The sequence below is a fragment of the Patescibacteria group bacterium genome (assembly GCA_018896645.1).
Classification (GTDB): domain Bacteria; phylum Patescibacteriota; class Patescibacteriia; order UBA2591; family JABMQE01; genus JAHIMF01.
In genome coordinates, this window is record JAHIMF010000027.1 from 1 (window position 1) to 26,872 (window position 26,872).

The 26,872-nt window shown below is 41.5% G+C and carries 21 protein-coding genes; 14 read left to right on the plus strand and 7 right to left on the minus strand.

Translation table 11 applies throughout. From position 1 onward, the window contains the following. Positions 1–193: 193 nt before the first annotated feature. Positions 194–475, minus strand: coding sequence for a hypothetical protein (locus tag KKD20_01895; GenBank protein ID MBU4331854.1), 282 nt, complete (start codon positions 473–475; stop codon positions 194–196). Positions 476–480: 5 nt separating this feature from the next. Next, positions 481–1,548 (minus strand): peptidoglycan bridge formation glycyltransferase FemA/FemB family protein, encoded by a 1,068-nt coding sequence (locus KKD20_01900; GenBank protein ID MBU4331855.1) that lies wholly within the window; start codon positions 1,546–1,548, stop codon positions 481–483. Positions 1,549–1,640: 92 nt separating this feature from the next. On the opposite strand from KKD20_01900, the gene KKD20_01905 reads away from it, so the two are divergent. Then, positions 1,641–2,099: a hypothetical protein gene (locus tag KKD20_01905; GenBank protein MBU4331856.1), complete on the plus strand. Its 459-nt coding sequence runs from the start codon at positions 1,641–1,643 to the stop codon at positions 2,097–2,099. 100 nt (positions 2,100–2,199) lie between these two features. On the opposite strand, the gene ruvA is transcribed toward KKD20_01905, so the two are convergent. The 3 genes from ruvA to KKD20_01920 all read right to left on the minus strand — a co-directional run bounded on the left by ruvA (position 2,200) and on the right by KKD20_01920 (position 4,470). Next, a complete protein-coding gene (gene ruvA / locus KKD20_01910; protein MBU4331857.1) occupies positions 2,200–2,775 on the minus strand; it encodes a Holliday junction branch migration protein RuvA in 576 nt (191 codons plus the stop codon). A 190-nt stretch (positions 2,776–2,965) separates the two neighbouring features. Next, positions 2,966–3,169, minus strand: a complete 204-nt coding sequence (locus tag KKD20_01915) for a hypothetical protein (protein MBU4331858.1) — start codon at positions 3,167–3,169, stop codon at positions 2,966–2,968. A gap of 17 nt (positions 3,170–3,186) precedes the next feature. Continuing rightward, complete coding sequence (locus tag KKD20_01920) at positions 3,187–4,470, minus strand: U32 family peptidase C-terminal domain-containing protein (GenBank protein MBU4331859.1); 1,284 nt, start codon at positions 4,468–4,470, stop codon at positions 3,187–3,189. A gap of 319 nt (positions 4,471–4,789) precedes the next feature. On the opposite strand from KKD20_01920, the gene uvrB reads away from it, so the two are divergent. The 8 genes from uvrB to KKD20_01960 all read left to right on the plus strand — a co-directional run bounded on the left by uvrB (position 4,790) and on the right by KKD20_01960 (position 20,483). After that, positions 4,790–6,793 (plus strand): excinuclease ABC subunit UvrB, encoded by a 2,004-nt coding sequence (uvrB, locus tag KKD20_01925; GenBank protein ID MBU4331860.1) that lies wholly within the window; start codon positions 4,790–4,792, stop codon positions 6,791–6,793. Positions 6,794–6,829: 36 nt separating this feature from the next. After that, a complete protein-coding gene (truB, locus tag KKD20_01930; GenBank protein MBU4331861.1) occupies positions 6,830–7,552 on the plus strand; it encodes a tRNA pseudouridine(55) synthase TruB in 723 nt (240 codons plus the stop codon). A 374-nt stretch (positions 7,553–7,926) separates the two neighbouring features. Next, a complete protein-coding gene (locus KKD20_01935; GenBank protein ID MBU4331862.1) occupies positions 7,927–11,352 on the plus strand; it encodes a DNA-directed RNA polymerase subunit beta in 3,426 nt (1,141 codons plus the stop codon). 175 nt (positions 11,353–11,527) lie between these two features. Further along, complete coding sequence (locus KKD20_01940; GenBank protein MBU4331863.1) at positions 11,528–12,811, plus strand: ATP-binding protein; 1,284 nt, start codon at positions 11,528–11,530, stop codon at positions 12,809–12,811. Positions 12,812–13,556: 745 nt separating this feature from the next. Next, a complete protein-coding gene (gene rpoC / locus KKD20_01945; GenBank protein ID MBU4331864.1) occupies positions 13,557–17,552 on the plus strand; it encodes a DNA-directed RNA polymerase subunit beta' in 3,996 nt (1,331 codons plus the stop codon). A 311-nt stretch (positions 17,553–17,863) separates the two neighbouring features. Continuing rightward, positions 17,864–18,277, plus strand: a complete 414-nt coding sequence (locus tag KKD20_01950) for a hypothetical protein (GenBank protein MBU4331865.1) — start codon at positions 17,864–17,866, stop codon at positions 18,275–18,277. Between the two features lie 54 nt (positions 18,278–18,331). Then, positions 18,332–18,703 (plus strand): YraN family protein, encoded by a 372-nt coding sequence (locus KKD20_01955; protein ID MBU4331866.1) that lies wholly within the window; start codon positions 18,332–18,334, stop codon positions 18,701–18,703. A gap of 163 nt (positions 18,704–18,866) precedes the next feature. Next, positions 18,867–20,483: a hypothetical protein gene (locus KKD20_01960; GenBank protein ID MBU4331867.1), complete on the plus strand. Its 1,617-nt coding sequence runs from the start codon at positions 18,867–18,869 to the stop codon at positions 20,481–20,483. Between the two features lie 336 nt (positions 20,484–20,819). Here KKD20_01960 and KKD20_01965 read toward each other — a convergent pair whose 3' ends face one another. Then, a complete protein-coding gene (locus tag KKD20_01965; protein MBU4331868.1) occupies positions 20,820–21,101 on the minus strand; it encodes a hypothetical protein in 282 nt (93 codons plus the stop codon). Between the two features lie 384 nt (positions 21,102–21,485). Between KKD20_01965 and nusA the strand changes: the two genes are divergently transcribed. Next, positions 21,486–23,144: a transcription termination factor NusA gene (gene nusA, locus KKD20_01970; GenBank protein MBU4331869.1), complete on the plus strand. Its 1,659-nt coding sequence runs from the start codon at positions 21,486–21,488 to the stop codon at positions 23,142–23,144. A 98-nt stretch (positions 23,145–23,242) separates the two neighbouring features. Here nusA and KKD20_01975 read toward each other — a convergent pair whose 3' ends face one another. Beyond that, the gene (locus tag KKD20_01975) at positions 23,243–23,524 is read right to left on the minus strand and encodes a hypothetical protein (protein ID MBU4331870.1); all 282 of its coding nucleotides are present in this window, start codon (positions 23,522–23,524) and stop codon (positions 23,243–23,245) included. A gap of 414 nt (positions 23,525–23,938) precedes the next feature. On the opposite strand from KKD20_01975, the gene KKD20_01980 reads away from it, so the two are divergent. The 4 genes from KKD20_01980 to KKD20_01995 are packed head-to-tail and all read left to right on the plus strand — an operon-like array spanning position 23,939 to position 26,696. Further along, positions 23,939–25,915 (plus strand): sodium-translocating pyrophosphatase, encoded by a 1,977-nt coding sequence (locus KKD20_01980; protein ID MBU4331871.1) that lies wholly within the window; start codon positions 23,939–23,941, stop codon positions 25,913–25,915. A 56-nt stretch (positions 25,916–25,971) separates the two neighbouring features. Continuing rightward, entirely contained in the window at positions 25,972–26,220 is a 249-nt protein-coding gene (locus tag KKD20_01985; GenBank protein MBU4331872.1) for a type II toxin-antitoxin system HicB family antitoxin, read from the plus strand. Positions 26,221–26,222: 2 nt separating this feature from the next. After that, a complete protein-coding gene (locus KKD20_01990) occupies positions 26,223–26,465 on the plus strand; it encodes a type II toxin-antitoxin system HicA family toxin (protein MBU4331873.1) in 243 nt (80 codons plus the stop codon). Between the two features lie 3 nt (positions 26,466–26,468). Beyond that, positions 26,469–26,696, plus strand: a complete 228-nt coding sequence (locus tag KKD20_01995) for a DUF167 domain-containing protein (protein ID MBU4331874.1) — start codon at positions 26,469–26,471, stop codon at positions 26,694–26,696. The last annotated feature ends 176 nt before the right edge of the window (positions 26,697–26,872 follow it).

Genomic DNA, 26,872 nt, shown 5'->3' on the forward strand with positions numbered 1-26,872 from the left:
GGCCTGTCTTTGGAAAGTTCCAGCATTCGGGTGCCTTTGCCAGCAGCTGGGATGACGACTTTTTTGATGAACATAAGTAATTGAGTAACTGAGTAATTAAGTAATTAAGCCTGCCTGCTCATTCGAGTCTGAGCCTGTGGACTCGTCCCTCAGAGTTGAAGACCGACAGGCAGGTAACTGAGAATTATCAGTTTTATTGTTCTGTTTTATTTTCTTGTTTTGCCCTGTTGCTTTCACATTGCGGGCAAAGCTTCTTGGCTTTAGCCCGTTTCTCCAATTCTTTAACAGAAATTTTTCCGTTATCTTTAGTCATAAAGTTAAAATCAGGCTCTTTATTCGGCACATAAATAGAAAAATTTTCACTGCACCCCTCGCAGATTTTTTTAAAAACCCTATAGTCTCCGCCTTTGTCCAATTTATATTCTTTCTTTTCCGGAAGTGCCGGCTGTGAATTTTCCTTGCTTTCAAAATTCATAATTTTTATATTTTAAAATATTTTGCAATTTTATAAAGCTTATACCATTTTGGCTGAAAAATCAAATCATAACAATTTGGATAGGTTATTTCTTGGCCGGTTTTTTCTGACACAAAGCCGCGCTTGAAACGGGTGATTCCTTGCCATGAGGGGTTGAACCACGTCTCCCTGAAGGCGAGATTCGCGAATCTCGCCTTCAGGTTTGACAAATTTTTATCGGACGGATTTATTCCCCAGAAATCATACCATTTGTAATTTTGTGATTTAGCGTATTTTATAATCTCCCATTGCAACAGATATGGTGCCATGATGTTGCGATTTTCGTTTGAAGAAGCGCCGTGGGTGTAGGTGGCGGTGTCGCCGAAGAGGATAACGATGTTCGTTGATAACGGTTTATCTTTGTAATAGGCGGTGAAGAGTTTGAGACGACATTGATAATTGATAATTGATAATTGATAATTGCCGAGAATATTATACATCTTTTGATAATACTTATCTGGGTGGGATTTGAATTTGTCGCGTTTGGAAGTTTCGCGGTTGAGTTTGAAAAATTCGTTAATGTTGTTGGATTCTTTTACTGTGACTCCGCGTTTTTCTGCAAGACGAATATTGTAGCGGGTTTTTTGGCGCAGGGACGATAATATTTCTTGCTCTGAATGAGTTAAATCTAAATATAAGGTTGTTTGGGGTTGGATTGGTTTAGCGATTGATAATTGATAACCTTGCCTACCGGCAGGCAGGTTGATAATTGATAATTGATTAACGGGTTCTATTTTAAGAAAAATTGAATTTTCTTGTTTTGCTATTTTTTCTAATTCCCTGATGACTGATTCCTCATGACTCATGACTACGCGTGGCATATATAAATAGCTTTTCCCTAGCGGCAAATCGTGTTTGATGACTTGCGCTGTGTCAATTAATTTTCCGTCTTGCTCAGTTCCTAATCGCCACACTTTCCGCCCCATAGATTTTTGAAATTCTCCCCATTCGTATGATTGTAAAAACTGACTCTTTTGGAGAGAGCCGATATGAGAATTCCATTGGGTTTTGTCTGAAATTTCAGATATTTGCATTGACTTGACAAGATATTTATTTGAATATATTATTATCGAAATGATGACGTCCATGGAAACATCCTTAAATCCTATAGAGAAAGGACTGAGAGATGGAAAAACATTCATACGATGAGTGGAGACGAAGAGACGAAAAACTGCTGGCACTTATCACTGGAATACGTGAAGAAGCGAGAAAACGAGATAAGGAGTGGACAAACATAGGAGTAACCTTGAAGCCCATTGATTATTCGCAACTTGGTGGGGGTATCCGACTCCCCGCTTACTTCCTTGATGGCGAGTGGACCGAGTTGCCGCCAGGAGAGGAAGTGCCACCGGAGATAAAAGCGAGGATTCTACTAAGGTTATGGAGGGATGGATATGTCGCTGCTGTCTCTTTGCCACAAAAATGGCCTACGACCATGAACGGGGCTACGGATATTTACAGGGTTATTGATGTCTTTGAGGAGAATGGAATGGTGGTTCTACTCAACCTCAACCAAAAAGAGGCGGAACCAATTACTGTAGAGATTTCCACGGTAGGGTCAATTTCACGAGTTGTTATCCCCTGAACAACTCACTGGAAATAAATTGGGGGGGGCGAGGGAGACATCAATGGTTATTGGTTCTCAAGAAAGCCGAGGCAGGTAGTTTGATTCTATCACGCCTCGGTTATTTTTTTCCTAAAATTTTTAATGCTTGTCTAAGACGATCTTCAACTGATCCTTCTCCTGATTGACGGAGGGATTCGACTGCTTGCTGGCGGGAATAGCCCAGGCCGATTAGGGCGTCAATAGCATCGGCATCAGACGGGGCAAGATTGCCGTATTCTTGGCCTGAAATTTTTATTTCGCCTATTTTATTGCGTAATTCAACGATAATGCGGTCAGCGGTTTTTTTGCCGATCCCGGAGACGCGAGTAAGAAGAGCGGGGTCGCCATTTGCTATGGCTTGTTTAATTTCCATAGCTTTGGCAATGGTGAAAACTCCCAGGGCTGATTTGGGGCCGATGCCGGAAACAGAGATGAGCTTGGTGAAGAGCTCTAGTTCTTCAATATTTTCAAAGCCGTAAAGTTCAAGCGCATCCTCGCGGACGTTAAGATGGGTATAAAGCTCCACTTCTTGGCCAATAACAGTTTTGTCTAAAATGCGAAGCGTGGCATAGACACGATAGCCAATGCCGCCCACATTAACACAAAGGGATTTTAGGTCTTTTGATTGAATTTTGCCTGAGAGGTAGGATATCATTGTTTCGGTAAGTTGAATTTAGGTAATGTGAACAATTATGTAAGTTGATTTGAAGACGAGTTAATAAAGTTAATAGGTGGTTAATAGGGTTAATAATTTTTGTCTTGGATAGTTTTATTTAACCATATTTTTGGGGAAAAGAAAAGGCCGGAGTTTTACCTCGCGGCCTTAAATTAGAAATAGAGAAGGGTTATAATCGGGCTATTTTGCCGTTGATAAACACCTCGTTGACTTGCCCTTTGGGCACGACGATAAGCCCCTCCTTCATCCCTGTTATACAACAAGTATATTTACCTGGGCATTCCAGATCCTCCTCCTCCAATAATCTGCGGATGCACTCTAAATCTCCAACAACATAACCGCAATCACCCTTGGGTTTTTCACTTTTCGACATTTCTTCCCTCCTTTGGTTTAGAGTTTCCTTCTGATAATCGCCATTTTTGGAAATGTTATATTTGACTCTATCATAACTTTTTGATTTCGTCCACCATGAGCTTCTTGGATTTCTTTGCCTTGTGAATTCCACATTTTTTTGAGAATCATTTTTACAACCTTGCCTTTTGGCGGGATAAATTCTATTTTGTCGTTAATGCAAAGGGTGTTGTGGACGAGAATATTGGTTTTAAATGAAGGCAAACGTTTGCTCCCCTTCTTATTTATTGGTAAGGAATCAATAACCTCCCCGGCAAATTCCCAATTTATTTTCTCGTGTGAACGTTCATCGTTTTGCTCAACTCTTTCGCGACCAAATAAAAATCCATAAGAGTAACCGCGTGTTTGGAGTTTGTTCAAATCTTTCATGGCCTGAGCAGGTGATTCGAGCCTGTCAAGAACACGGCGATAAGCGCGAGTGACAGTGCTAAGATAATAAATTGATTTTGTGCGGCCTTCAATTTTAAAACTGTAAACACCGGCCTTTTTGAGTTGATCGAGATGTTTTATTAAGCATAAATCGCGTGAATTTAAAACATAACTTCCCTCTTCTCCCTGTTTAACCATCATTTCAATGTCTGGGTGTCCTTTCTCAGAGAGAATAAATTCGTCGTTTGTTTTTATGTTTTTATGTTTTAATGTTTTAATGTCGTATGACCAACGGCATGGATGGGAGCAATCGCCAAGATTAGCTTCGCGGTTGTTTATCCATTTTGAGAGCAGACAGCGGCCGGAATAGCTCATGCACATAGCGCCATGGACAAAACATTCAAGTTCTAGTTTTGGAACGCGCTTGTGGATTTCCGTGATTTCTTTGAGCGTTAGTTCGCGAGCTAAGATGATTCTTTTAACGCCTTGCTCATACCAGAATTTTGCGCTTTGCCAATTTGTAACATTGGCTTGGGTTGATAAAATTATTTTGATTTTGGGAAAGTGTTTTTTGACATAAGTGAGAATTCCAGGGTCAGAAATAATAAGAGCGTCTGGCCTAAAACTTGATGCTTGATGATTGAGTTGCTTGAGGTGAGATGGGAGTTTTTTAAGATGATGATTGTGCGCGAATATGTTGAGAGTGATGTAGACCTTGACTCCGCGTGCGTGTGCATATTCAATGCCTTGTTTTATTTTGGCTGAAGTGAATTCATTGATTCTGGCGCGCAAACTAAAACCAGGCGCTCCGAGATAAACAGCGTCGGCGCCGAAAGCAATGGCGTATTTGAGTTTTTTTAGATTGCCGGCGGGGGCGAGGAGTTCAGGAGTCATGGGATTATTTATTACCACACTTTCGTAGAACTTGAATCGCATTGAAAGTTAGTGTGCTTGGCTGCAAGTTAATAAATCGTTAATAATGTTAATGGTTCGACTGGCTCACCATAGGTAAAAGTTAATAACCCTTGTGGTTAATTTAACACAAACTTTGGAAAAGAAAAAGGCTTTGGGTTTTTGTCAGAGATGTGATTTTATGCTAATGTGAAAATGACCACAAAGGCACAAAATGCCACAAATACACCCCTCGACAAGCTCGGGGCAGGCAACTTACCACAAATTTTGTGGCCTTTTGTGAATTTGTGGTAAAAAATTTATGAAATTCAAACTCCAATCCAAATTCAAACCCACGGGCGATCAGCCGCAGGCGATAAAAAAATTGACACAAGGACTTCAAAAAGGATACAGAGACCAAACGCTTTTGGGCGTGACCGGAAGCGGGAAAACTTTTACCATGGCTAATGTGATTCAAAATATCCAAAAACCAACTTTGGTAATCTCTCATAATAAAACCTTGGCGGCGCAATTGGCGAGCGAGTTTCAGGAATTTTTTCCAGAAAACGCGGTGCATTATTTTGTGTCATACTATGATTACTATCAACCCGAGGCCTATATTCCCAGAAGCGATACTTATATTGCAAAAGATTCTTCAATAAACGAAGAAATTGACCGCTTGCGGCACGCGGCAACGCAGTCGCTTTTGACTAGGAGCGATGTGATTGTTGTGGCTTCGGTTTCTTGCATTTACGGGCTTGGCTCGCCAGAACATTATGAAGGGATTAGCTTGAGTTTGCGACAAGGACAAAAAATTAAACGAGATGATGTTTTGCGGGAGTTGACTGAAATGTATTATAAAAGAAATGATATTGGTTTTAATCGCGGGACTTTTCGAGTTCGCGGAGATGTTCTTGATATTTATCCGTCTAATGCAATTGGGGAATATGTGAGATTAGAGCTCTTTGGGGATCGAATTGACAGAATAAAATACCTTGACGAGCTGACTTTAAAAGAGACTAAGAAACTAGTAACTAGCAACAAGAAACAAGGGACGACGGTGACTGTTTTCCCGGCGAGTCATTTTGTAACTTATAAAGACGAATTTAAAAAAATTGCGCAGGAAATTCAAGAAGAGCTTAAAGATAGAATTAAATATTTTAAAAAGAATAATAAACTTTTAGAAGCGCAAAGAATTGAACAAAGAACAAAATTTGATTTGGAGATGATGAAAGAGACCGGATATTGCGCGGGGATTGAAAATTACTCGCGATATCTGGATGGCCGACAGCCTGGTCAGCCGCCGTTTGTTTTGCTTGATTATTTTATCCACGCTCATGATGACTTCCTGATCTTTATTGACGAAAGCCATATGACAGTGCCGCAGATCGGGGGGATGCATGCCGGAGACCGAGCCAGGAAAACAGTTTTGATTGATTATGGATTTCGGTTGCCAAGCGCGCTTGATAATAGACCGCTAAATTTTAGCGAATTTGACAAACGGATTAAACAAGTAATATACGTATCAGCTACGCCGCGGGAATATGAAATTACACAGTCCAAACAAACAGTGGAACAACTTATTCGACCGACTGGTTTGATTGACCCAACTATTGAAGTTAAACCAATAAAGAATCAAATTGACGATTTAATGGAGCAAATTAGACAACGGGTTGCCAAAAAACAGCGAGTGTTAGTGACGACTTTGACCAAAAGATTAGCCGAAGATTTGAGCGAGTATCTGCGGGAAGCGGGAATTAAAGTCCAATACTTGCACAGCGAAATTGGAACTTTTGAACGTTTGGATATTTTGCGGGACTTACGTTTGGGAAAATATGATGTGGTGGTGGGAATTAATCTTTTGCGCGAAGGTTTGGATTTGCCGGAAGTTTCTTTGATCGTGATTTTGGACGCGGATAAAGAGGGCTTTTTGCGCAATGACATTTCTTTAATTCAAACAATGGGCCGGGCGGCGCGTCATCAAGACGGGCATGTGATTATGTATGCGGACAGGATGACTGGGTCAATGAAAACGGCAATGCAAGAAACCAATAGACGGCGTCGAACTCAAGAAAAATATAATCAGAAGCATGGGATTGTGCCGGCCACCATACAAAAGGAAATCAAAAAAGAGCGGTTTGCGCCGGAGCGAGCGCTTCCTCTCGACTCGCTACGTTCGCTCGAGATCTCGGCTTCACCTCGAGAATTAGTTGAATTGATTAAAGATTTAGAAGACCAGATGGAATTGGCTGCCAAGAATTTGGAGTTTGAGAGAGCGGCGGTGATTAGAGACGAGATTGGAGTGTTGAAGAAAGTAATTAAGTAATTTAGTAACTGAGTAATAAAGTATAAAGTTAATAAGATGGTTAATAATGTTAATAAATTCGGTTTTCTCTTAATCAATAAACCCCCTGGCCCGACTTCACATGATATTATTGACGAACTTCGGGAAATAACCAACATCAGAAAAATCGGGCATGCCGGGACATTGGATCCGTTTGCGAGCGGTCTTTTGATTGTGGCTGTCGGCAGAGAAGCAACGCGTCAAATTTCTGAATTTGTAAAATTGGACAAAAAATACGTTGCGAGGTTGCGATTGGGATATGTATCTGACACCTATGACAGGACAGGAGTGATTAAGGACATTGTTAATAGAGTTAATAAAATGGTTAATAAAGTTAATAATTTAAAACATCCCAAATTATCGGAAATAAAAAGTGCTTTGCAAGGTTTTCTTGGTGAACAATTACAGGTGCCGCCGATGTTTTCGGCAAAGAAAGTGAAAGGTAAAAAATTGTATGAGCTGGCGCGAGCTGGCAAAGAAGTTGAACGGGAGCCGGTGAAGATTAATATTTATGAATTAAGTCTGATTAAGTATGATTATCCATATTTGACTATTGATGCCCACTGTTCGTCCGGAACCTATATCCGAACCATAGCCCATGATATTGGGCAAAGGTTAGGCATTGGGGCTTATCTTAAGGAACTCAAAAGGACGCAAATTGGGGAGTATGAATTGAGAAATGCGGTTGAGCTGAAAGGCCTGACTAAAGAAAATTTTTCTCAGTTTTTGTTTCTATTGTAAAAGGTTTCCCCCAGTTGATAGTGACGAATGACTAGTTGCTAATTCATTGTGGATAACTTTGTGGATAACTTTCCTAATCTTAGCACAAAATTGAGATAAAACTGAACAACCTTGGCTAATATTAGCTAAACAATAATATATCTAAATTTTTCAATATTTGCTTGACAAAATTTTTATTAGTTGCTAATATTAGAACAACTATACCCGTTGAAGTTAACAGACTTTACTGTTCAGTCTCATTTTGTCAAACACATGCAACGGGTCTTAAACTAAGGCATCTATATAATGAGCGGTTTTAAGCTCAGGTAATTTTAGAAAAAACCTCAAAAAGGGGAGTTTTTGTGCTCGCCTCTATTTTTGTGTCTAAATACTCTATGTCCTCTAATAACAAGACAATTGAGCGCAAGGTTTTTACCAAAAATCGCGATGCATTGCCGTTGCCGGATTTGATTGAGGTCCAAAAAGACGCCTATAAATGGTTTTTTGATCAAGGATTAAAAGAGCTTTTTGAAGAAATTAACCCGATTAAAGATTTTATCGGCCGCGATTTGGAACTATATTTTCTGGATTATTTCTTGGACGAGCCGAAATTTGATGAAAGAACGGCCAAAGACAGAAACGTTACTTATGAAGCGTCTTTGCGGGTGATGACCAAATTGGTTAACAAGCGGAGCGGCGAAATTAAAGAGCAAGAAATTTATTTGGGTGATTTTCCTTTGATGACTAAAAGGGGTACTTTTATTATTAATGGCGTTGAAAGAGTAGTTGTCTCCCAGTTGATTCGTTCGCCGGGAGTTTTTTTCACCGGGGAAATTGTTCGCGGCAGGCGCCTTTATGGGGCTAAGATAATTCCGAATCGAGGGGCCTGGCTAGAGTTTGAGACCGATGCCAATAATGTTATTTGGGTCAGAATTGATCGTAAACGAAAAATAGCTGTTACTTCTTTGTTGCGCGCTTTTGGTTATGCGAGCGACGAAGAGATATTAAACCTTTTCTCCAGCATTACGCGTCCTAATTCTGCTTCACATCAAGAGGGCGAAGAGACCGAGAATAAAGAAAAAGTTTTTTCCGGTGATGATTTCATCACTGCCACCATAGAAAAAGATTTGACTAAAAACAAGGAGGAGGGTTTGATTGAAGTTTACCGGCGGATCAGGCCCGGCGACCTGGCCACGGCTGATAATGCCAAACAGTTGATTTATGCGATGTTTTTTAATTTCAATCGCTATGATTTTGGTCGAGTAGGACGTTATAAGATTAACCAACGGTTTGGCTTTGATATAGAAAACAACAAGGAAACACGCATCTTGCGCCGTGAGGATTTAACAGCGGTTATCAAAGAGATTATCCGTTTGAACATCACCCAAGAAGAGCCGGACGATATTGATCACCTTGGTAATAGGCGCGTGCGGGCGAATGGCGAATTGGTTCAAAACAAACTGCGGGTTGGACTGGCGCGGATGGAAAGGATTATTAAAGACCGAATGAGCACTCTTGACGTAACCACGATTACGCCCAACCAATTAGTTAATGCCCGGCCTGTGATTGGGGTGGTGCGTGAATTTTTTATGTCTTCACAGCTCTCACAATTTTTAGATCAAACTAATCCTTTAGCCGAGCTAGAGCACAAGCGCCGTTTAAGTGTTATGGGTCCTGGAGGCTTATCGCGCGAACGAGCCGGGTTTGAGGTGCGCGATGTCCACAGAACTCATTATGGCCGGATTTGTCCAATTGCCACCCCCGAAGGTCCAAACATTGGTTTGGTTGGACACCTGTCTTCTTATGCTCGGCTTAACGAATACGGCTTTTTGGAAACCCCTTATCGCCGGGTAGTTAAACGGGTACCGAACAAATCACAAAACGTTCAAGGCAAGATTGCCAGAGGCGATATCAAAGATCAAAATGATGGTATTATTGTAAAATCTGGAGAAAGAATTACTGCGGAACAATCTAAAGCCATTAGCTCGCAAGGCCGTAAGGACGTTCCGGTCAAACCGTTTGTTTCTAATGAAGTTATTTATTTGAATGCCATCCAAGAAGAACAATATATTATCACACCCGCCACAGCCACCCTTGATGAAGACGGGTGTTTTCTTTCCGGGACATTAGAAGCCCGCATTCATAGCAATCCGGGTTTTGCCAGTCCCGAAGAAATTGATTTTATTGATGTTTCGCCCAAGCAAATTGTCAGCGTGGCCACATCTCTTATACCATTTTTAGAACACGATGATGCCGTTCGAGCTTTAATGGGGACCAATATGCAGCGTCAGGCTGTGGCCTGCATTAAGTCCGAGGCGCCTATTGTGGGCACCGGAGTCGAGGGTCGGGCAGCCAGGGATTCTGGTTATATCGTTATTGCCGAGGAGGATGGCGAGGTTGTTAAAGTGGATGGTTCGGAAATTATAGTCCAGGAAAAAAGCAACAAGAAAAAATCGTATCAGCTGGCCAAATTTATTCGTCTGAACGCTTCTACTTGTCTTAACCAAAAACCACTAGTAGATAAGGGCGACAAAGTTAACATCGGGGATGTTTTGGCCGACGGGCCATGTTGCGATAAAGGAGAATTGGCCCTGGGTCAGAATATTTTATGCGCTTTTATGTCCTGGGAGGGCGGAAATTACGAAGATGCTATTTTGATATCTGATAATTTGGTGCGGTCTGACAGTTTTTCATCAATCCATATTGAAGACTACTCCACTGATATCCGTGATACCAAGCTTGGCGCCGAGGTAGTGACGAATGATATCCCCAATGTAAGTGAAGAGAAGCTTAAAAATTTAGACGAAGAAGGTATTATTATACTGGGAGCAGAAGTTAGAAGCGGTGATATTTTGGTTGGTAAAATTACTCCCAAGGGCGAGACTGAACTTTCTGCCGAAGAAAAACTTTTGCGAGCCATTTTTGGCGACAAGGCCAAGGACGTTAGAGACAGTTCTTTGTATTTAGAGCATGGTGAGCACGGCAAGGTTGTGGGGATAAAAGTTTTTTCCCGAGAAATGGGCGACAAATTGCCTTCGGGCGTGATTAAAACGATCCAAGTTTCTGTTGCGCGGCTGCGCCGGGTTCAGGCCGGTGATAAAATGGCTGGTCGTCACGGTAATAAAGGTGTTATTTCCAGAATTGTCCCCCAGGAAGATATGCCCCATCTGCCCGATGGCACCCCGATGGATATTGTTTTGAGTCCTTTGGGCGTGGCCTCGCGTATGAACCTTGGTCAAATTTTAGAGACTCACTTAGGCATTGCAGCCAAAATTTTAGGTTATCGGGTAGCAAGCCCGGTTTTAGATGGTGTGGCCGAAGATGTGATCAAGGTCGAACTAAAAAAAGCCGGCCTTCCCCAGGACGGTAAAATTCAATTATACGATGGCCGGACCGGCGAAGCTTTTAAAGAAAGAACCACTGTTGGTTATATTTATATGATGAAGCTGAACCACTTGGTTGAGGACAAAGTTCATCAGCGCTCTATTGGCCCTTATTCTTTGATTACCCAGCAGCCTTTAGGCGGTAAAGCCCAGTTTGGGGGTCAGCGATTTGGAGAGATGGAAGTTTGGGCTCTTGAAGGCTATGGCGCGGCCTATACTTTGCAGGAAATTTTGACTATTAAAAGTGATGATGTGGCTGGCCGAAGCCGAGCATATGAGGCTGTGATTAAAGGCCATCCGATCGAACGGATTAGTTTGCCAGAGTCATTTAATGTGCTGGTGCGAGAACTCAAAGGGCTTGGTTTGGATGTGCAGTTGATTAAGGATGGGGCGACTGGCGATAGTGCAAAGGTAAGGAGCAGGGGAAGAAGGTCGTAAAAAATTGTTAAATTGTTACATTGTTTGATTGTTCAATTGTTGTAGAGGCGGAGTAGCGCCCGAAGCGGTAGCGGAGGGGGTGCCTGCTGAATACCAAAATCCAAATTTAAAATTAAGAGTTCAACCCGAGAATTTTTAAACTTGACTTTATAAATTATCGGGTTAAAATAGAAGTATGAACAACAAACTAATAAAAAGAAGGCTTTTTCAGGAGCTAAAGGAACATCTAAATAAAAAGGAAATTTCCTTTATTATCGGCCCTAGACAGGTTGGCAAGACAACTCTAATGAGAGCTCTTCAAGAAGAAATGGAAAATAAGGGCAAGAAAAATGTTTTTTTAAGTTTTGATTTTGAAGAGGATGCAAAATTTTTCAATTCTCAAAATTTTTTTATAAAAAAATTGGAATTAGAATTAGGCAAAAACAAAAGTTATGTTTTTATTGATGAGATTCAAAGAAAAAAAGACGCCGGTATTTTCTTAAAAGGAATTTATGATTTAAATTTGCCTTATAAATTTATTATCTCTGGTTCGGGTAGTGTTGAGCTAAAAGAAAAAGTTCATGAATCATTGACCGGCCGAAAGCGATTTTTCAAAATGAATCCGGTTTCTTTTAACGAGTTTGTTAATTTTAGAACTGATTATCAGTATGAAAATCGTTTGTTTGATTATTATTCATTGGAAAAAAACAGGACCCTGGCCTTTTTAGAAGAATATTTAAATTTTGGCGGTTATCCTCGCGTTGTCTTAGAAAAAGGCACAGAAGAGAAACTAAGAATTGTGGCTGAAATTTATCATAGTTATATAGAAAAGGATGTATCGCGTTTATTAAAAGTGGAGAAAATTGACGCTTTTACTTCTTTGGTTAAAGTTTTAGCTGGCCAAATCGGCAGTTTGACCAATCATTCGGAAATTGCCAATACTTTAAATATTTCTCAAGCCACAGTTAAAAATTATCTTTGGTATTTAGAAAAAACTTTTATCATTAAAAAGCTCACTCCATATTTTAAAAATATTCGCAAGGAAATCACTAAGTCCCCGGTATTTTATTTTTATGACCTGGGTTTAAGAAATTATGCTCTTAATTTATTTGGCAATCTAAACCGTTTGGATGAGATGGGTTTTGTTTTTGAAAATTTTGTTTTTAACCAGCTAAAAGAAAAATATAGTTTATCCAATGCCTCATTTCATTTCTGGCGAACCCAAGAAAAAGCTGAAGTTGATTTTGTTATTAGCTTGGGCCAAAAAATTATCCCGATTGAAGCTAAATATAAAAGTTTTAAAAAGCCAGTTATAGAAAGATCATTAAGAAGTTTTATCAATAAATATCAGCCAAAAAAGGCCTTAATAATAACTAAAGATTTTAAGTCCCAATTAAAGATAGCTGAAACAAAAGTTGAATTTATTCCTTTTTGGGAGATGATGATAGACGATAAGTTTGAGTTGTTGATAAAGGGATGAGGCTGGTGGTACTGCTGGAGCAAGAGGTAAGGCGAGGGTGGGAGGAAGTCGTGAAAATTGTTAAATTGCTATATTGCTAAATTGTTCGATTGTTGTAGAGGCGGAGTAGCACCCGAAGCGGTAGCGGAGGGTGGGATTGGTGGAGTCGTAAGAAACTAAGAAATAGAGACCTTCAACTTTTCGACAAGCTCAAAGTTTAACAACAAGTTCAGATTCTAACGAAAATAAAGAAATTAAGGGAGCGAGCGGGAAATGGGTGGGAGAAACGGGTGGGAGTGACGAAGCGAGCCGCAGCGAGCTTCGTTATCAGGGTTAATCACCAAAGCAAGGTGGAGTAGTCTCGCTTGCAAGCGGGGCGATTGGGGAATGTCAAAGTTCAAATTAAAAATGTCAAATCAATGACAAAATCCAAATGTTAAATATTTTATGAGAGAGATATCTCAAAAAGACATTTTTGACCCCAGCCAGCCGAATGTTCGACGCTGACTTGTCAGCGGTTTATGCGGTTTTGACCGCGTAGTTGAGGGAATGCGGCAGTCAAGACTGCCGTAACCGCCCTCAAGAGGGCGTCGAATTCGTCGCCCGTTTACTAAAGCCGAGTAGAAATGCAACAACAAGACAATAAAACAATGTAACAATGTAACAATGTAACAATCGAACAATCGAACAATCGGACATTCAATAAAACAAATAAATCAATAAAGAGAATAGTAAATAATAAATAGTAAATAGTAAATCGTAACATATGTCAACTCCCTCCTCCATCCGAACACTTTCAACCGCCATGCCGGAGCGCTCTCAAGTTGAAGACTTTGACGCTATTCGGCTGCGCGTGGCCTCGCCGGAAAGAATATTGGAATGGTCGCACGGCGAAGTGCTTAAGCCCGAGACAATTAACTACCGCACCCAAAAACCCGAACGGGACGGTCTTTTTTGTGAGAAAATTTTTGGGCCGGTGAAAGACTGGGAATGCGCTTGCGGCAAGTATAAAAAAATTCGCTATAAGGGCATTGTTTGTGATAAATGCGGCGTTGAAGTCACCCGCAGCCTGGTGCGCCGGGAGCGGATGGGCCACATTAGCTTGGCGGCGCCGGTTTCTCACATTTGGTTTTTACGGGGCGTGCCTTCCAAAATTGGCTTAATGCTGGATATGTCAGCGCCCGAACTTGAGAAGGTTGTTTATTTTGCTGATTTTATTGTAACCAGTGTTTCTGAAGATCTAAAAAAACAGATTTTAGAGCAAACCCGGAAAGAATATAAGGTCAAAAAAAAGGCTTTGTCCGGGGAATTTGAAAAACAGAAAGTAGGCCTTCTAAATAGTTTTATTCAAAAGCCTGCCTCCAATCCTGATGGAGCTATGGCAGACAAGTCCGTCCCAGATGAAGCAACACCAAAGGCGGCAGCGAACAAAAATCAATCAGAGGCCGAGCATAAACAGATGCTTGAAAAAGAACTTGATCTTTTAAGGTTGAGTTTTGATAAAAAATACCAGGAATTGGATGAGGCTCTTTTAACAGTTAAAAAGGAATTAGACGAATTAAAACCCTTAAAAATTCTTTCCGAGCACCACTATCAAGAGCTTTCTTTAAAATACGGACATGTTTTTGAAGCCAGTATTGGCGCGGAGGCAGTCCACAATCTTTTAATGGAAATTAACTTAGAAAAATTAGCCAAGGATCTGGAAAAAGAGATAAGGGTTATGAAAGAAAAGCAGATGGTTTCCCAAGAGAAGCGGGTGATGCGCCGACTTAAGTTGGCTAAGGATTTAATTGCTAATGATATCCGGCCCGAGTGGATGGTTTTGACTCAAGTTCCAGTGATTCCTCCTGACTTGCGGCCAATGGTACAGCTTGATGGCGGACGGTTTGCTTCTTCAGACTTAAATGATTTATACCGGCGCGTTATTAATAGAAATAACCGTTTAAAGAAACTAATTGAACTAAGTGCTCCCGAGGTGATTTGTCGCAACGAAAAGAGGATGCTCCAGGAAGCAGTTGATGCTTTGATTGATAATTCTGCCCGGCACGGTAAAACCGTTGCCGCATCAACGGGACAGCGAAGGATGCTTAAGTCAATCGCTGATATTTTAAAAGGCAAACAGGGACGATTCCGACAAAACTTACTCGGTAAACGAGTGGATTATTCGGGCCGTTCGGTAATTATTGTCGGTCCCCACTTAAGACTTGATCAGGTTGGCTTGCCAAAGACTATGGCCGTTGAACTTTTCAAACCTTTCGTTATTTCCAAATTGATAGAGCGGGGGCATGTTCATAATGTTCGTTCTGCCTCCAGGATGATTGAACAGGGGCCAAAAGAGGTTTGGGATATACTGGAAGAAGTAACAAAAGATTCTACGGTTTTTATTAACCGAGCCCCCACTTTGCATCGGCTTTCTATCCAATCATTCCATCCGGTTTTGATTGAGGGCAAGGCCATACAAATCCATCCTTTGATTTGCGCGGCCTTTAACGCCGATTTTGATGGCGACCAAATGGCTGTTCACGTCCCTTTAACCGAGGGGGCCAAAAAAGAGTCAGAAGAGCTAATGATTTCTGTTAAAAATTTATTAAAGCCAGCGACTGGCGAGCCTGTAATCACTCCTGATAAGGATATGGTTTGGGGCAGTTATTTCTTAACTACCGTCAAAGAAGATAATATTGGACCAATAAAATGTTTTTCTTCGGAAAAAGAAGTGGCATTGGCTCACGACTTGGGCAAGGTTGATATTAATGAGAAGATAAAGATTAGGATTAATGGACAAATAATAGAGACGGGCGTGGGTCGGGTAATTTTCAATTCAATTTTACCCCAGGAATTACGGGTTTATGACAAAATCCTTGATAAGAAAAGTTTACGCTCGATGGTCAGTGAAAACTTAGACCTCTTTGGCTCAACAGCTACTGCTAAACTTTTAGATCAGATAAAAGAGCTGACATTGGAGTATCTAACTGTTTCTGGTCTTTCTTGGGGAATGGATGATTTACCTAAAATACCAGGCCGGGAAGATCTTATTACTAAGGCCGAGCAGGTAGTTGAAGAGATTCAGGAGCAATACGAAGCCGGGTTATTGACCGATGATGAGCGGCATATCAAAGTAATTGAAACTTGGGCCCGTGTTAAGGATAAGATTACTGATTTGAGTCAAAAGGGATTAGACAAGACTGGTCCGATTTTTTCCATGATTGATTCTGGAGCTAGGGGCAGTTGGGGTCAGATTACCCAGATGATGGGCATGAAAGGATTAGTGACAAACCCTCAAGGCGAAACCATTGAATTGCCAGTTAAGGCCAATTTTAAAAAGGGTTTTGATGTTTTGGAATATTTTATTTCTACTCATGGTACCAGGAAGGGCCTATCCGATACGGCGCTCCGGACCGCCAATGCCGGTTATTTAACCCGGCGCTTAGTTGATGTTTCTCAAGACGCAGTTATTATTGAAGAAGATTGTCAAGACAAACAAGGCATTGTTCTAACTCGAGAAGAGAGCGAAGAGATGGGCGAAAAATTGGAAGACAGGATTGTGGGTCGGATTTTGGTTGGTGACATAACAAACCCGAAAAGCGGAAAAGTGATAGTTAAGGACGGAGAGGCAGTAACAAAGAAAAAAGCCGCAGAAGTAGTCAGATTAAATCTAAAGGAGATTAGGGCCCGTTCGGTAATTAGCTGTAAATCCCAGCGAGGTATTTGTCAAAAATGCTATGGTTACGACTTGGGTTATAATAAAATGGTTAAATTGGGGGCAGCTGTTGGCATAGTAGCCGCCCAATCCATTGGTGAACCAGGCACCCAGCTGACTTTGCGGACCTTTCATACCGGTGGTATTGCGGGTAAAGATATTACTCAAGGTCTGCCGCGGGTTGAGGAGCTCTTTGAGGCCCGGCCGCTCAAGAAAAAAGCTCTCATAGCCGAGGTGAGCGGCAAGGTCAAGATTGTTACTGATGATGATGGCGCCAAAACCATTCAGGTTTTTCACCAGGGCAGTAAAGAAGACAGATATTTATTGATTAAAAATGCCAAAGTTAAAATAAAAGACGGCAAGTCCATCGAAAAAGGAGAAGTGATTTTTGAGGTTCCCGACTGTGAGCCGGTTGTTGCCAAGAATGCCGGTTTACTCAAAGTAACTGACAAAGCCGTAACAGTAATATATGAAAAAGCCGGTATTAAGGAATATCCGGCGGCCTCTAATGACAGTTTTTTAGTTGCTGATGGTGATTTAGTGAATATTGGCGACCAGTTGGTTGAAGGCAATATTGATCTCCATCAACTTTATGAAGTGCAAGGACGAGGGGCTGTTCAAAAATATATTGTCAAAGAGATTCAATACATTTATTCTTCCCAAGGCCAAAAGCTTAATGACAAGCACGTAGAAATCATTGTCCGGCAAATGTTTTCTCGCTGCCTGGTGCTTGATGCTGGTGATACAAATTTTTTGGCTGGCGAGATTGTTTCGAGAGCGTTTGTCGAGAAGGTCAATAGCGAACTGTCCAAAGGCGCTAAGCCAGCCAAGATTCAAGAGTTGCTTTTGGGCATTACCAAAGTTTCCCTTTCAATGGAAAGTTTTTTGGCCGCTGCCTCGTTTCAAGAGACTGCCAGAATTTTGATTGATGCCTCGACTACCGGCAGGGTTGACCGGTTGCTAGGGCTCAAAGAGAATGTAATTATCGGCCGTCTGATCCCAGCAGGTACTGGCTTTAAGGGCAAGCAAGGCAAATTGCCGAACTTTGGGTTTATGAGGGGGTGAAGATGATGGACTATTGATAAAATGAAATTGGTTGCGTTGTTAAAAGATATAGGACTGAATTAACAGGGTTAATACAGTAGTTAATACAGCGGTTAATAAAATAGTTAATAATGACGACGGGTCTATTAACCCTATTAACAATTTTATTAACTTTATTAACAACTTGGATAACCAGAATAATGATGTCAGTGCTCTAAATGATGTTTTCAGTAAAGACATTATTGCCAGATTTATTAACTTTATTAACGATTTATTAACTGCGGCTAATTTTAGATGACAAATGAAAATATGCTAAATGGAAATGTAATAAAATGGACTTTACTAAACTACTCAATTTAAAATATCTTTTCACCATGGAGCCAGCGCCGTTTCAGCCGCTACAGCGGAACATTATGCTGGTTTTATTAATTGCGGCGGTTGTTGGGGAGATTGGATCCTGGCTCATGCGCCGCCGGAAGCGAGAAGATGCGGTCCAGACCACGTTGTTTAGCAAGTTAGTTAGCCTTTTTTTAGTCATGGTGATTTCCGGTTGGTTTTTGTATTTTTGCCGGCAACAAGGCGTCTACCTCTTAAGCCGGCGATTTTGGTTCGCGTTTTGGTTTGTTGGGGGAGTCCTTTGGTTAATCTTTATTTTAAAATACGTTTTTGTTCGGGCACCCAAAGAAAAGGCAGAATGGAACCGGCGGGAGGCATTTGAAAAGTATTTGCCTAAAAAGAAAAGATAAATTGCAAATTGACATAACCCCAAGTTTTAAACGTGTAAGATAATGTATGAAATAATGATTACTAAAAAGCGAAAACTTGGTGATTTTGGGGAAAGATTAGCGCGGCGTTATTTAGAAAGAAATGGACATACAGTCATAGATACGAATTTCCAGACCCGCGCGGGAGAGATTGATATTATAGCTCGCGATGCTTTTTCGCAACTTGTTTTTGTTGAGGTGAAAACGCGGACTTCAATTGCATTCGGACAACCGGAAGAATCAGTGACGAACCTTAAGCAAAATAAGTTGCTTAAAACAATAAATGATTACCTTTATCGCCAAAATATCCAGGATGATAATTGGCGATTAGATATTATTTCAGTACAACCCAATTTTAAAACTCATCGGGCAAAAATTAGTCATTTTAAGGCAATAAGGTTCTGGTAGGCGCTGTCAATGACACCGTTTCCGATGCCTCATTCACTCCATCGCAATGACAGTCCTTATATTGTTATCCACAGCCTTTCCACTTGACCCTTTAGGGCACTTGCGATAAGATAAGGAAACTAATAATTTAAAATGAGCAGGAGGAGCTATCAAGGAGTTTTTTATGCGTAAAGTGCAAATCAATTTTTTAGAGTCTTTTGAGCTTTGTGAAAAGGTCAAGCAAAAGGAGCAAAACAATAAAAGGTTCCCTTTAAAAGGTTTAGTATTAGCCTTTATTTTTTTTGCAGCAGGCCTTTTTTCCTTTGTTGCCGTTTTAGGCAACACCAGCGTGGCTGCCGCTCCAGCCGTGCCGGCTGTTCCAACTGTGCTTTCTGTTGTCGAAGCCAGCAGACATACTGCTAACAAACCCCTGATTGCCGGAGTAACGGTTAATGATACGACTGTGGATGTATATATTGACGGGATATTCAATGGTCGGGCAGAGGTTGGGAATCACGAGAGCGGCACGGCTAATTTTTCTTATTATCCGTTTTTAAACTTAAAACCTGGCCAGCATACTCTTTATACGGTGGCCCGGACAAAAACTGAACCCATAGAACGTAGTGTTCAATCAGAAACAATTATTTTTGAGATTTCAGGTTTTATCCCCCCAACACTTTTTACGCCAGTATTTAATTTAGAAACAACAGAGTTCAGGCCATTTATTGTAGGCCTATCTCACAATGATTCAGGGGTTAGGGTGTATATTGATGATGAGTTTGATGGTCAGTTTTATGTTAAAAACCATATTTCCGGTACGGCAAACTTTGCCTATAAACCCCAGGGAGGCTTGGCAATAGGGATACATACTGTCTATGCAGTTACTTTTAATAAGGACACTGGTCAGGAGAGCTTGTCTTCGGGAAGAGTTATTTTTGATGTCAAGGCCCCATATCCGGCCCCAGTCTTGTTTCAACCAACAGCCGCCAGCGTGTCCGGTGTGGTTAAAAGCGGTTCTCGGGTGGAGATATATGTTAATGGTATTAAGAAAACTAACCTAGAATCCGTAGAACATCCTTCTGGCACGGCTAATTTTACTTATAATCTAGCTAGCGATTTGAGACCGGGAACCAACATAATTAGTGCTGTGGCCTATTCTGCCGGGGGTAAAATGAGCCGTCTTTCCCAGCCTGTGTATTATCAGGTAGGAGAAGTTGCTGCCGGAGTAACCCAAGCCGAGGAAGCACCCATAGAAGAAAAGCCAACCGCGATAACCAAAGAAGAACCAGAGCCAACATCCGAGTCCCCGGAAGAACTAGATGTAGTGCTTTTTCCAGGAGTTGACGAAGGAGAGCAGACCGATGTACAGGTTGGGGAGGGAGAGGCGGGTGGCCAGGTAGAAGTGACTGAAACCAAACCAGCAGAAGGAGAAGTAACCATTACCAAAGAAGGCGAGGAAGGGGCGCCACTTGCTGTTTCTGGCGAACAAGAGCCAGACCAGGGAGAAGAAGGACTGGGCGAGGAAGCGGGGACTAATTGGTCCAAGATAATCGGTTTAGTAATTTTGGCGGTTTTAATTATCATTTTAATTATTCAGCTTTTACGAAAAGAAGAAGATGAGGGTGAGAAAAAAGGCGAAACTTTAAAGTTGTTTGAAGAAGGCGGGAAAAAGGAAAAAGAAGCTTCCGTTAAGACCGAAGAAAAACCCCAAGAAGGAAGTGAAGAAGAACCCACTTTTCCCAGAGATGAGGATATTCCACCTCCACCTCCACCACCGCCAAGTTCCAATTTGCCATTCTGATGGCCACGGATTAGATACGGATAGTTGTGTGGATCACGGATAATATTCACGGTTTGATTTAGATAAAAACACCCGGCCCTAAAAGGCGGGGTGTTTTGGTTATTAATTTGTGCAGGGGCGTATTGCAACATGCCCCTACGGGTTGATTTTTATGGCTTGAAAATAAAAAAGAGCAGGAAAAGATTTTTCCCGCTCATTGAGATTTCCTCCAGGCCAGGTTTTCTTATTTAATTCCCAAGAGTTAGATTGCCTAATCGTTCTGTATCGACCATCAATTTCAGATCCTCACTCTCCAAAATAAGGGAAGCCAAACGGTTTCCCAGCCTATCATCAACTTCACACACGATTACGCGAATCATTGATCTCTCCCCCGCTTCTCTTTTTTTTGAGCCAAATGCCAACCCCCAATGGACTCTGGGGGTTTAAGAGTTCTCGAATGTCAACTTCAACTCCAGGCGGGGCAGAAACAACAATTTTCTCAATATCTGTCTCTCGTCCTACAGATATTTCAATCCCGTCTTCCAGGCCAAACCGCACTATTGCCAAGGTTGTTGTAGATCCCTGGGTTATTGTGAGTTTGCCGTCATTGCTTACCGTTAATCTTACTGTAGCATCCACAGTTCTTCACCTCCTTTCTAAAAAGATGAAAAATGCATTAGCAGATTGTCAGTCAGAATGATTATAAAGCTTAGCACAATTAATAAAAAATGTCATACGGGTGCTTGCATTTTTTTAAAATCTTGCTATACTATAATCAGGCTAGTGTAATGATGATTATACTAGCCTTTTTAAATGACATAATCCAAATCTAGTTATAAAAAATGCAAATTTGCCCCTCCTCGGTCTTGTCTTCGACTCCGAGACTCTCTTCGAGAGCCTGAGGGCTCCTCAGAGCCTCGAACGGCAGACTCGAGGAGAGCTCAGGGCCGAAAGGTAGATTTGAATTTTGACTTTTAACTTTCAAACTATTTAAATAAAGCTTTAATCATTAAATTTTTTCAAATGAGTAAAAACGAGATTGCAGACGCAATTAAACAAATTTGTGAAGAAAAAAATATTTCTCATGATTCAGTGATTGATACGATCCAGCAGGCTTTAGCAGCGGCTTACAGGAAAGATTTTGGCGAAAAGAATCAAAATATTAAATGCGAATTTAATGCCGAAAATGGAAAAATTCGGGTTTTTGATGTGAAGACCGTGGTGGAGGATTTGCCGCCGGAGGAGGAGACGGAAGAATCAGCGGCTGGGAAAGCTGAAGAGTTGGGGGTGGTAGAAACAAAGAAACAAAGAAATAAAGAAACAGAGAAAAAAGAGAAACAAGAAAGCGATAAAGATAAAGTTGATGACAAGGAGAAAGATAAGATTAAAAAGACCAAAGTCAAGGAAGGCGAGCCAGCGGAGTCAGTTGAGGAAGAAGAAAGGAAATTTAATCCTCGGACTGATATTCAAATATCAGAGGCTATAAAGATAAAAAAGACAGCCAAGATTGGTGATGAGATTAAAAGCAAACTAGAGATTCCCGATGAGTTTGGGAGAATGGCGGCCCAGACCGCTAAGCAGGTTATTATCCAAAGATTGCGCGAGGCCGAGCGGGATATGTTATATCAAGAATACAAGAATAAGGAAGGCCAGGTTTTGACTGGCGTAGTCCAGCGGCAAGAGGGCAGGCTGGTTTTGGTTGACTTAGGCAATGCAATAGCTATCTTGCCGGCAGACCAGCAAATTGGAGGTGAAAATTATAATTCTGGTCAGCGGTACCGTTTGTACATATCAGAGGTTAAAGAGGCATCCAGGGGACCAGAGATAGTTGTATCACGAATTCATCAAGAAATTGTCCGTCAGCTTTTTGCTATTGAGGTACCCGAGATTGCCTCGGGCGCAGTAGAAATTAAAGCCATTTCCAGGGAGGCCGGCTCTCGGTCTAAAGTGGCTGTGGCTACAAAAGAGGAAAGCATTGATCCAATCGGCTCCTGTGTTGGCCAGCGCGGCACCCGAATTCAAACTATTATCAATGAATTAGGCGGTGAGAAAATTGATATTATTGAATATGATAAAGAGCCTTCTAAATTTGTCAGTAATGCGTTATCCCCAGCCAAGGTAGTGAGCGTAAAAGTAAATGAAAAAGAAAAAACCGCTAAAGTAAAAGTCAAAGCAGATCAGTTGTCTTTGGCGATTGGAAAAGCCGGGCAAAATGTGCGCTTAGCCGCTCGATTGACCGGGTGGAGGATTGATATTGGGGAGGCGGAGGTGACTGGCGGTAAAACCGAGGCAGGGATGGAGAAGACAGAAAGTGGGGAGACCGCGGACAAAGAAACTAAGAAACAAGAAACTAAGAAACAAGAAATAAAGAAACAAGAAACTAAGAAACAAGAAACTAAGAAACAAGAAATAAAGAAACAATCCGCCAAAGGCGGACCCGCCTCGGGCGGGGAAATAAAGAAACAAGAAACTAAGAAACAGGGGGCGGGTGACGGTGATCAAGAAAAGAAAATTGATAAACCAGAAAAGAAGGATGAGAAGAAAGAGAAGGATGAAGAAATAAAGAAACAAGAAACAGAGAAACAAGAAACGACCGAGAAGACCGGCAAGAAGAAGACGGAAGACGCGGGAGCGGAGGGTGTCAAGGGTAAGGGCGAGAAAGAAAAGAAAGATAAAAAATAATTGATAACTGATAATTAATAATTGGTAGAGTTTTTAAAATAAAAAAAAGCTGCCACGGGGATGCGCGTGACAGCGGGTTGAATAGTTTTTTTGATGGCTCACTCGGTTAAATCGGGTTTAGTTGGTACATAGAGGGTGATTGTTCTAGTGTATCCTTTCACTTCCTTCACCTCTATGTCCCCCCATTTAGTAGAATCGGGCGACTCAATTATTGTGATGGCTTCTGCCGGAAGTTCTCTGGCAATCACCGCATTGGCCTTTATCTCCTTTGTCAGATAGGTGCGATAGGCGCGGCCATCTTTCTCGGTTATCGCCGGTCTATCATAATTATAGACCTGATATACACCCTCCTCAATTTTCGTTGTTGGCTCGCCGTTCATTGGTGTGTGATTGGCTGACGCTATCAAGAAGGCGAGTACAATGCTTATGGCCGCTGCTGCACTAGATGCAATCTTTACACTCCCCATGTTCTTCACACTGCAATACACAGCGATTAACATCGATATTACGGCAACAACGAAGCATCCCAATGTTGCTATTACTATCATGATCATGCCCTATTCCTCCTGTTTAAGGGTTGTAAGGTGGTTAGTTGATAGTTGATGGCTGATGTATGATGAGCGAATTATTGTATCCTATATCATAATAAAATTTTTGTCAAGCCCCCTCGTGTCGTTTTTTTATGTCTACAGTAAATCCACGGGATCCCTCGGCTTCGCTCGGGATGACAGCAGTGTGGCTTCGGCTGGTCGGGATGACATTGGCAATAAATTAATAAATTAATAAACCAAATCATGTCGCATGAACTTATTTCTATCATCAGCGCCGCGGTTGGCCTAATTTTTGCCGCTGGCTTAGCAGTGTCAATTAAGAAAAAACCGGCAGGCGAGAAAAAAGCCCAAGAAATCGCTTCGCATATTAGGGAAGGAGCCATGGCGTTTTTAACCAAGGAATATAAAATCTTGGTTATTTTTGTTTTAGTGGCGGCGGCTGTTTTGTTTTTAGTCCCTCAATTAGGCTGGAAAGTGGGCATTTCCTTTTTAGCTGGCGCTGTGTTTAGCGCTGTGGCTGGCAACATTGGCATGCGCATCGCCACTTTGGCTAATGTCCGGACTGCTGCCGCAGTTAAAGAAAGTTTGCACAAAGGCCTTTTGGTGGCTTTTTCTTCGGGCAGTGTAATGGGTTTGACCGTTGTTTCGCTTGGACTTTTGGGAGTTGGTGTTTTATATATGATTTTCCGCGACCCCCAGATTATTTATGGTTTTGGTTTCGGCGCTTCAAGTATTGCCTTATTCGCCCGTGTCGGCGGCGGAATTTACACTAAGGCCGCTGATGTTGGCGCTGACTTAGTGGGAAAAGTAGAAGCTGGCATTCCAGAAGATGATCCCAGAAATCCAGCCACCATTGCGGATAATGTTGGTGATAATGTGGGGGACGTGGCTGGTATGGGCGCGGATTTGTTTGAAAGCTATGCGGATTCAATTATCGCGGCCATGGTTTTAGGAGTTTCAACAGTCGCTTTGTTCGGAGAGGGCGCGATTACTCTGCCGCTGTTAATAGCCGCAACCGGTATTGTTGCCAGTTTGATTGGCAACATTTTTATAAAAGCAAAAAAAAGCGGCAAGCCGCATGCGATTTTGAATTCTGGAATTTTTGGCGCGGCCATTATTATGGCTGTGGCCAGTTATTTTGTGGTGCGTTACACTACTTTAAATGGCGGGAATATCTTTTGGTCAGTGCTCGTAGGCTTGGCATCAGGAATTATTATTGGCTTGGTTACTGAATATTATACATCAGAAGCAAAAAAACCAGCTCAAGAAGTCGCTAAAGCTTCAGAAACTGGCGCCGCAACAAATATTATTTCCGGCCTGGCCTTAGGAATGATGAGCACGATTATCCCGATTTTAGTAATTTGCGCGGCTATTTTTTTATCATACAGATTTGCCGGGTTTTATGGCATTGCCATTGCGGCCGTGGGTATGCTTTCAACTTTAGGTATTACTTTAGCTACTGATACTTATGGTCCGGTCGCGGATAACGCGGCCGGAATTGCGGAAATGGCCGGACTGGGCGAAGAAACCAGAAAACGAGCTGAAGAATTAGATGCCGTGGGAAACACCACTGCGGCTATTGGCAAAGGTTTTGCTATTGGTTCTGCTGGTTTAACTGCGATTGTCCTCTCGGTCAGCTATGCTACAGTAGTCGGTCTTGATGTTATCAATATTGTTGAACCCAAAGTAATGATTGGTTTATTTATTGGCGGTCTTTTGCCATTTATTTTTTCAGCCATCACCATGAAGGCCGTGGGCAAGGCCGCATACAAAGTGGTTCAGGAAGTTCGCCGGCAATTTAAAGAAATTAAAGGGATTATGGAAGGTGAAGCCAAACCAGATTATGCAAAAACCGTGGAAATTGTTACTGCCAGCGCTTTGCGCGAAATGGTTGTTCCTGGCGTCTTGGCTGTTATTGTGCCAGTTATTGTCGGCTTTGTTCTTGGTCCAGCCGCTCTTGGCGGTGTTTTAGCTGGCGCTATTGTTACAGGATTTTTAATGGCTGTTTTTATGGCAAACTCTGGTGGCGCTTGGGATAATGCTAAAAAATATATTGAAGCTGGTAATCTTGGAGGCAAAGGTTCTGATTGTCATAAAGCTGCTGTTGTTGGTGATACTGTTGGCGACCCCTTCAAAGACACATCTGGCCCGGCTTTAAATATCTTGATAAAATTAATGAGCATTGTGTCATTGATCATCGCGCCGTTGTTGCGTATTTGACTTTGGGTTTCCCCTCATGTTATTATAGAAGTATCCTAAATTTTTATTTAAATATTATGTTTAAATTTGGTCTTTATCCTGTTACTATTGAGCCCTGCGAAGAAGGCGGCTACTTTGCCAAATGTCCAGCTTTTCAAGGGTGCTATGCTGAAGGCGAGACTTACGCTGAAGTAATTAATAATATTGAAGGAGTGATAAAAGCGCACATTGAAGATATGAAAAAAAACAATGAGTTTGTTCCAAGTTTTACTGTCAAAAAGCCATGTTTTGCGAGTCTTAATATTCCTATTCCCATAAGAGTATAGTAATGTCTAAAAGGTTTCCAACAGCCAATTATAAAGATGTTATCAGAATAGCCAAAAAACTTGGTTTTTATTTTTCCAGTGAAGGACCTGGCAGTCATGAAATTTGGCGTCGGAATTCTGATAATCAACGTATAACAGTTCCAAATCACGGCAAGAAAGATATTAAAAGGAAAACATTAAAATCAATTATTACTGATTTTGGCATTAGTTCAGAAAAGTTTATAAAGTTACGGAAAGGGAAATGAATTATGTTAAAAATTGTCAATCTCAAAATTCTTCCCCGTTCTTCTATAAACGAGCTTATAAAAATTTCGGATACAGAATGGAAAGTTAAACTTACTTCCCCGCCAGTTGATGGTAGGGCCAATCAAGCTCTGATAAAATTGTTAGCCAAAGAGTTAGGTGCGGGCAAAACACAGATTGAAATTGTTAAGGGATTGAGGAATAAAAATAAAGTTGTGAAGATTGTTTTTTAACGATAACTTGGTTTTTTTATTTTTTTAAATATGCTTTTTAAATTTCCCAAGGATAACGAGAAAATTTCTTGGACCAAGCATGTTAAAGAAAAGATGAGGTTTTATGGCTTGAGCGAGAGCCGATTGCGGCGAGTGCTTTTAAATCCCAAGCGCAAAGAGACGGGCATTGCCCCAGA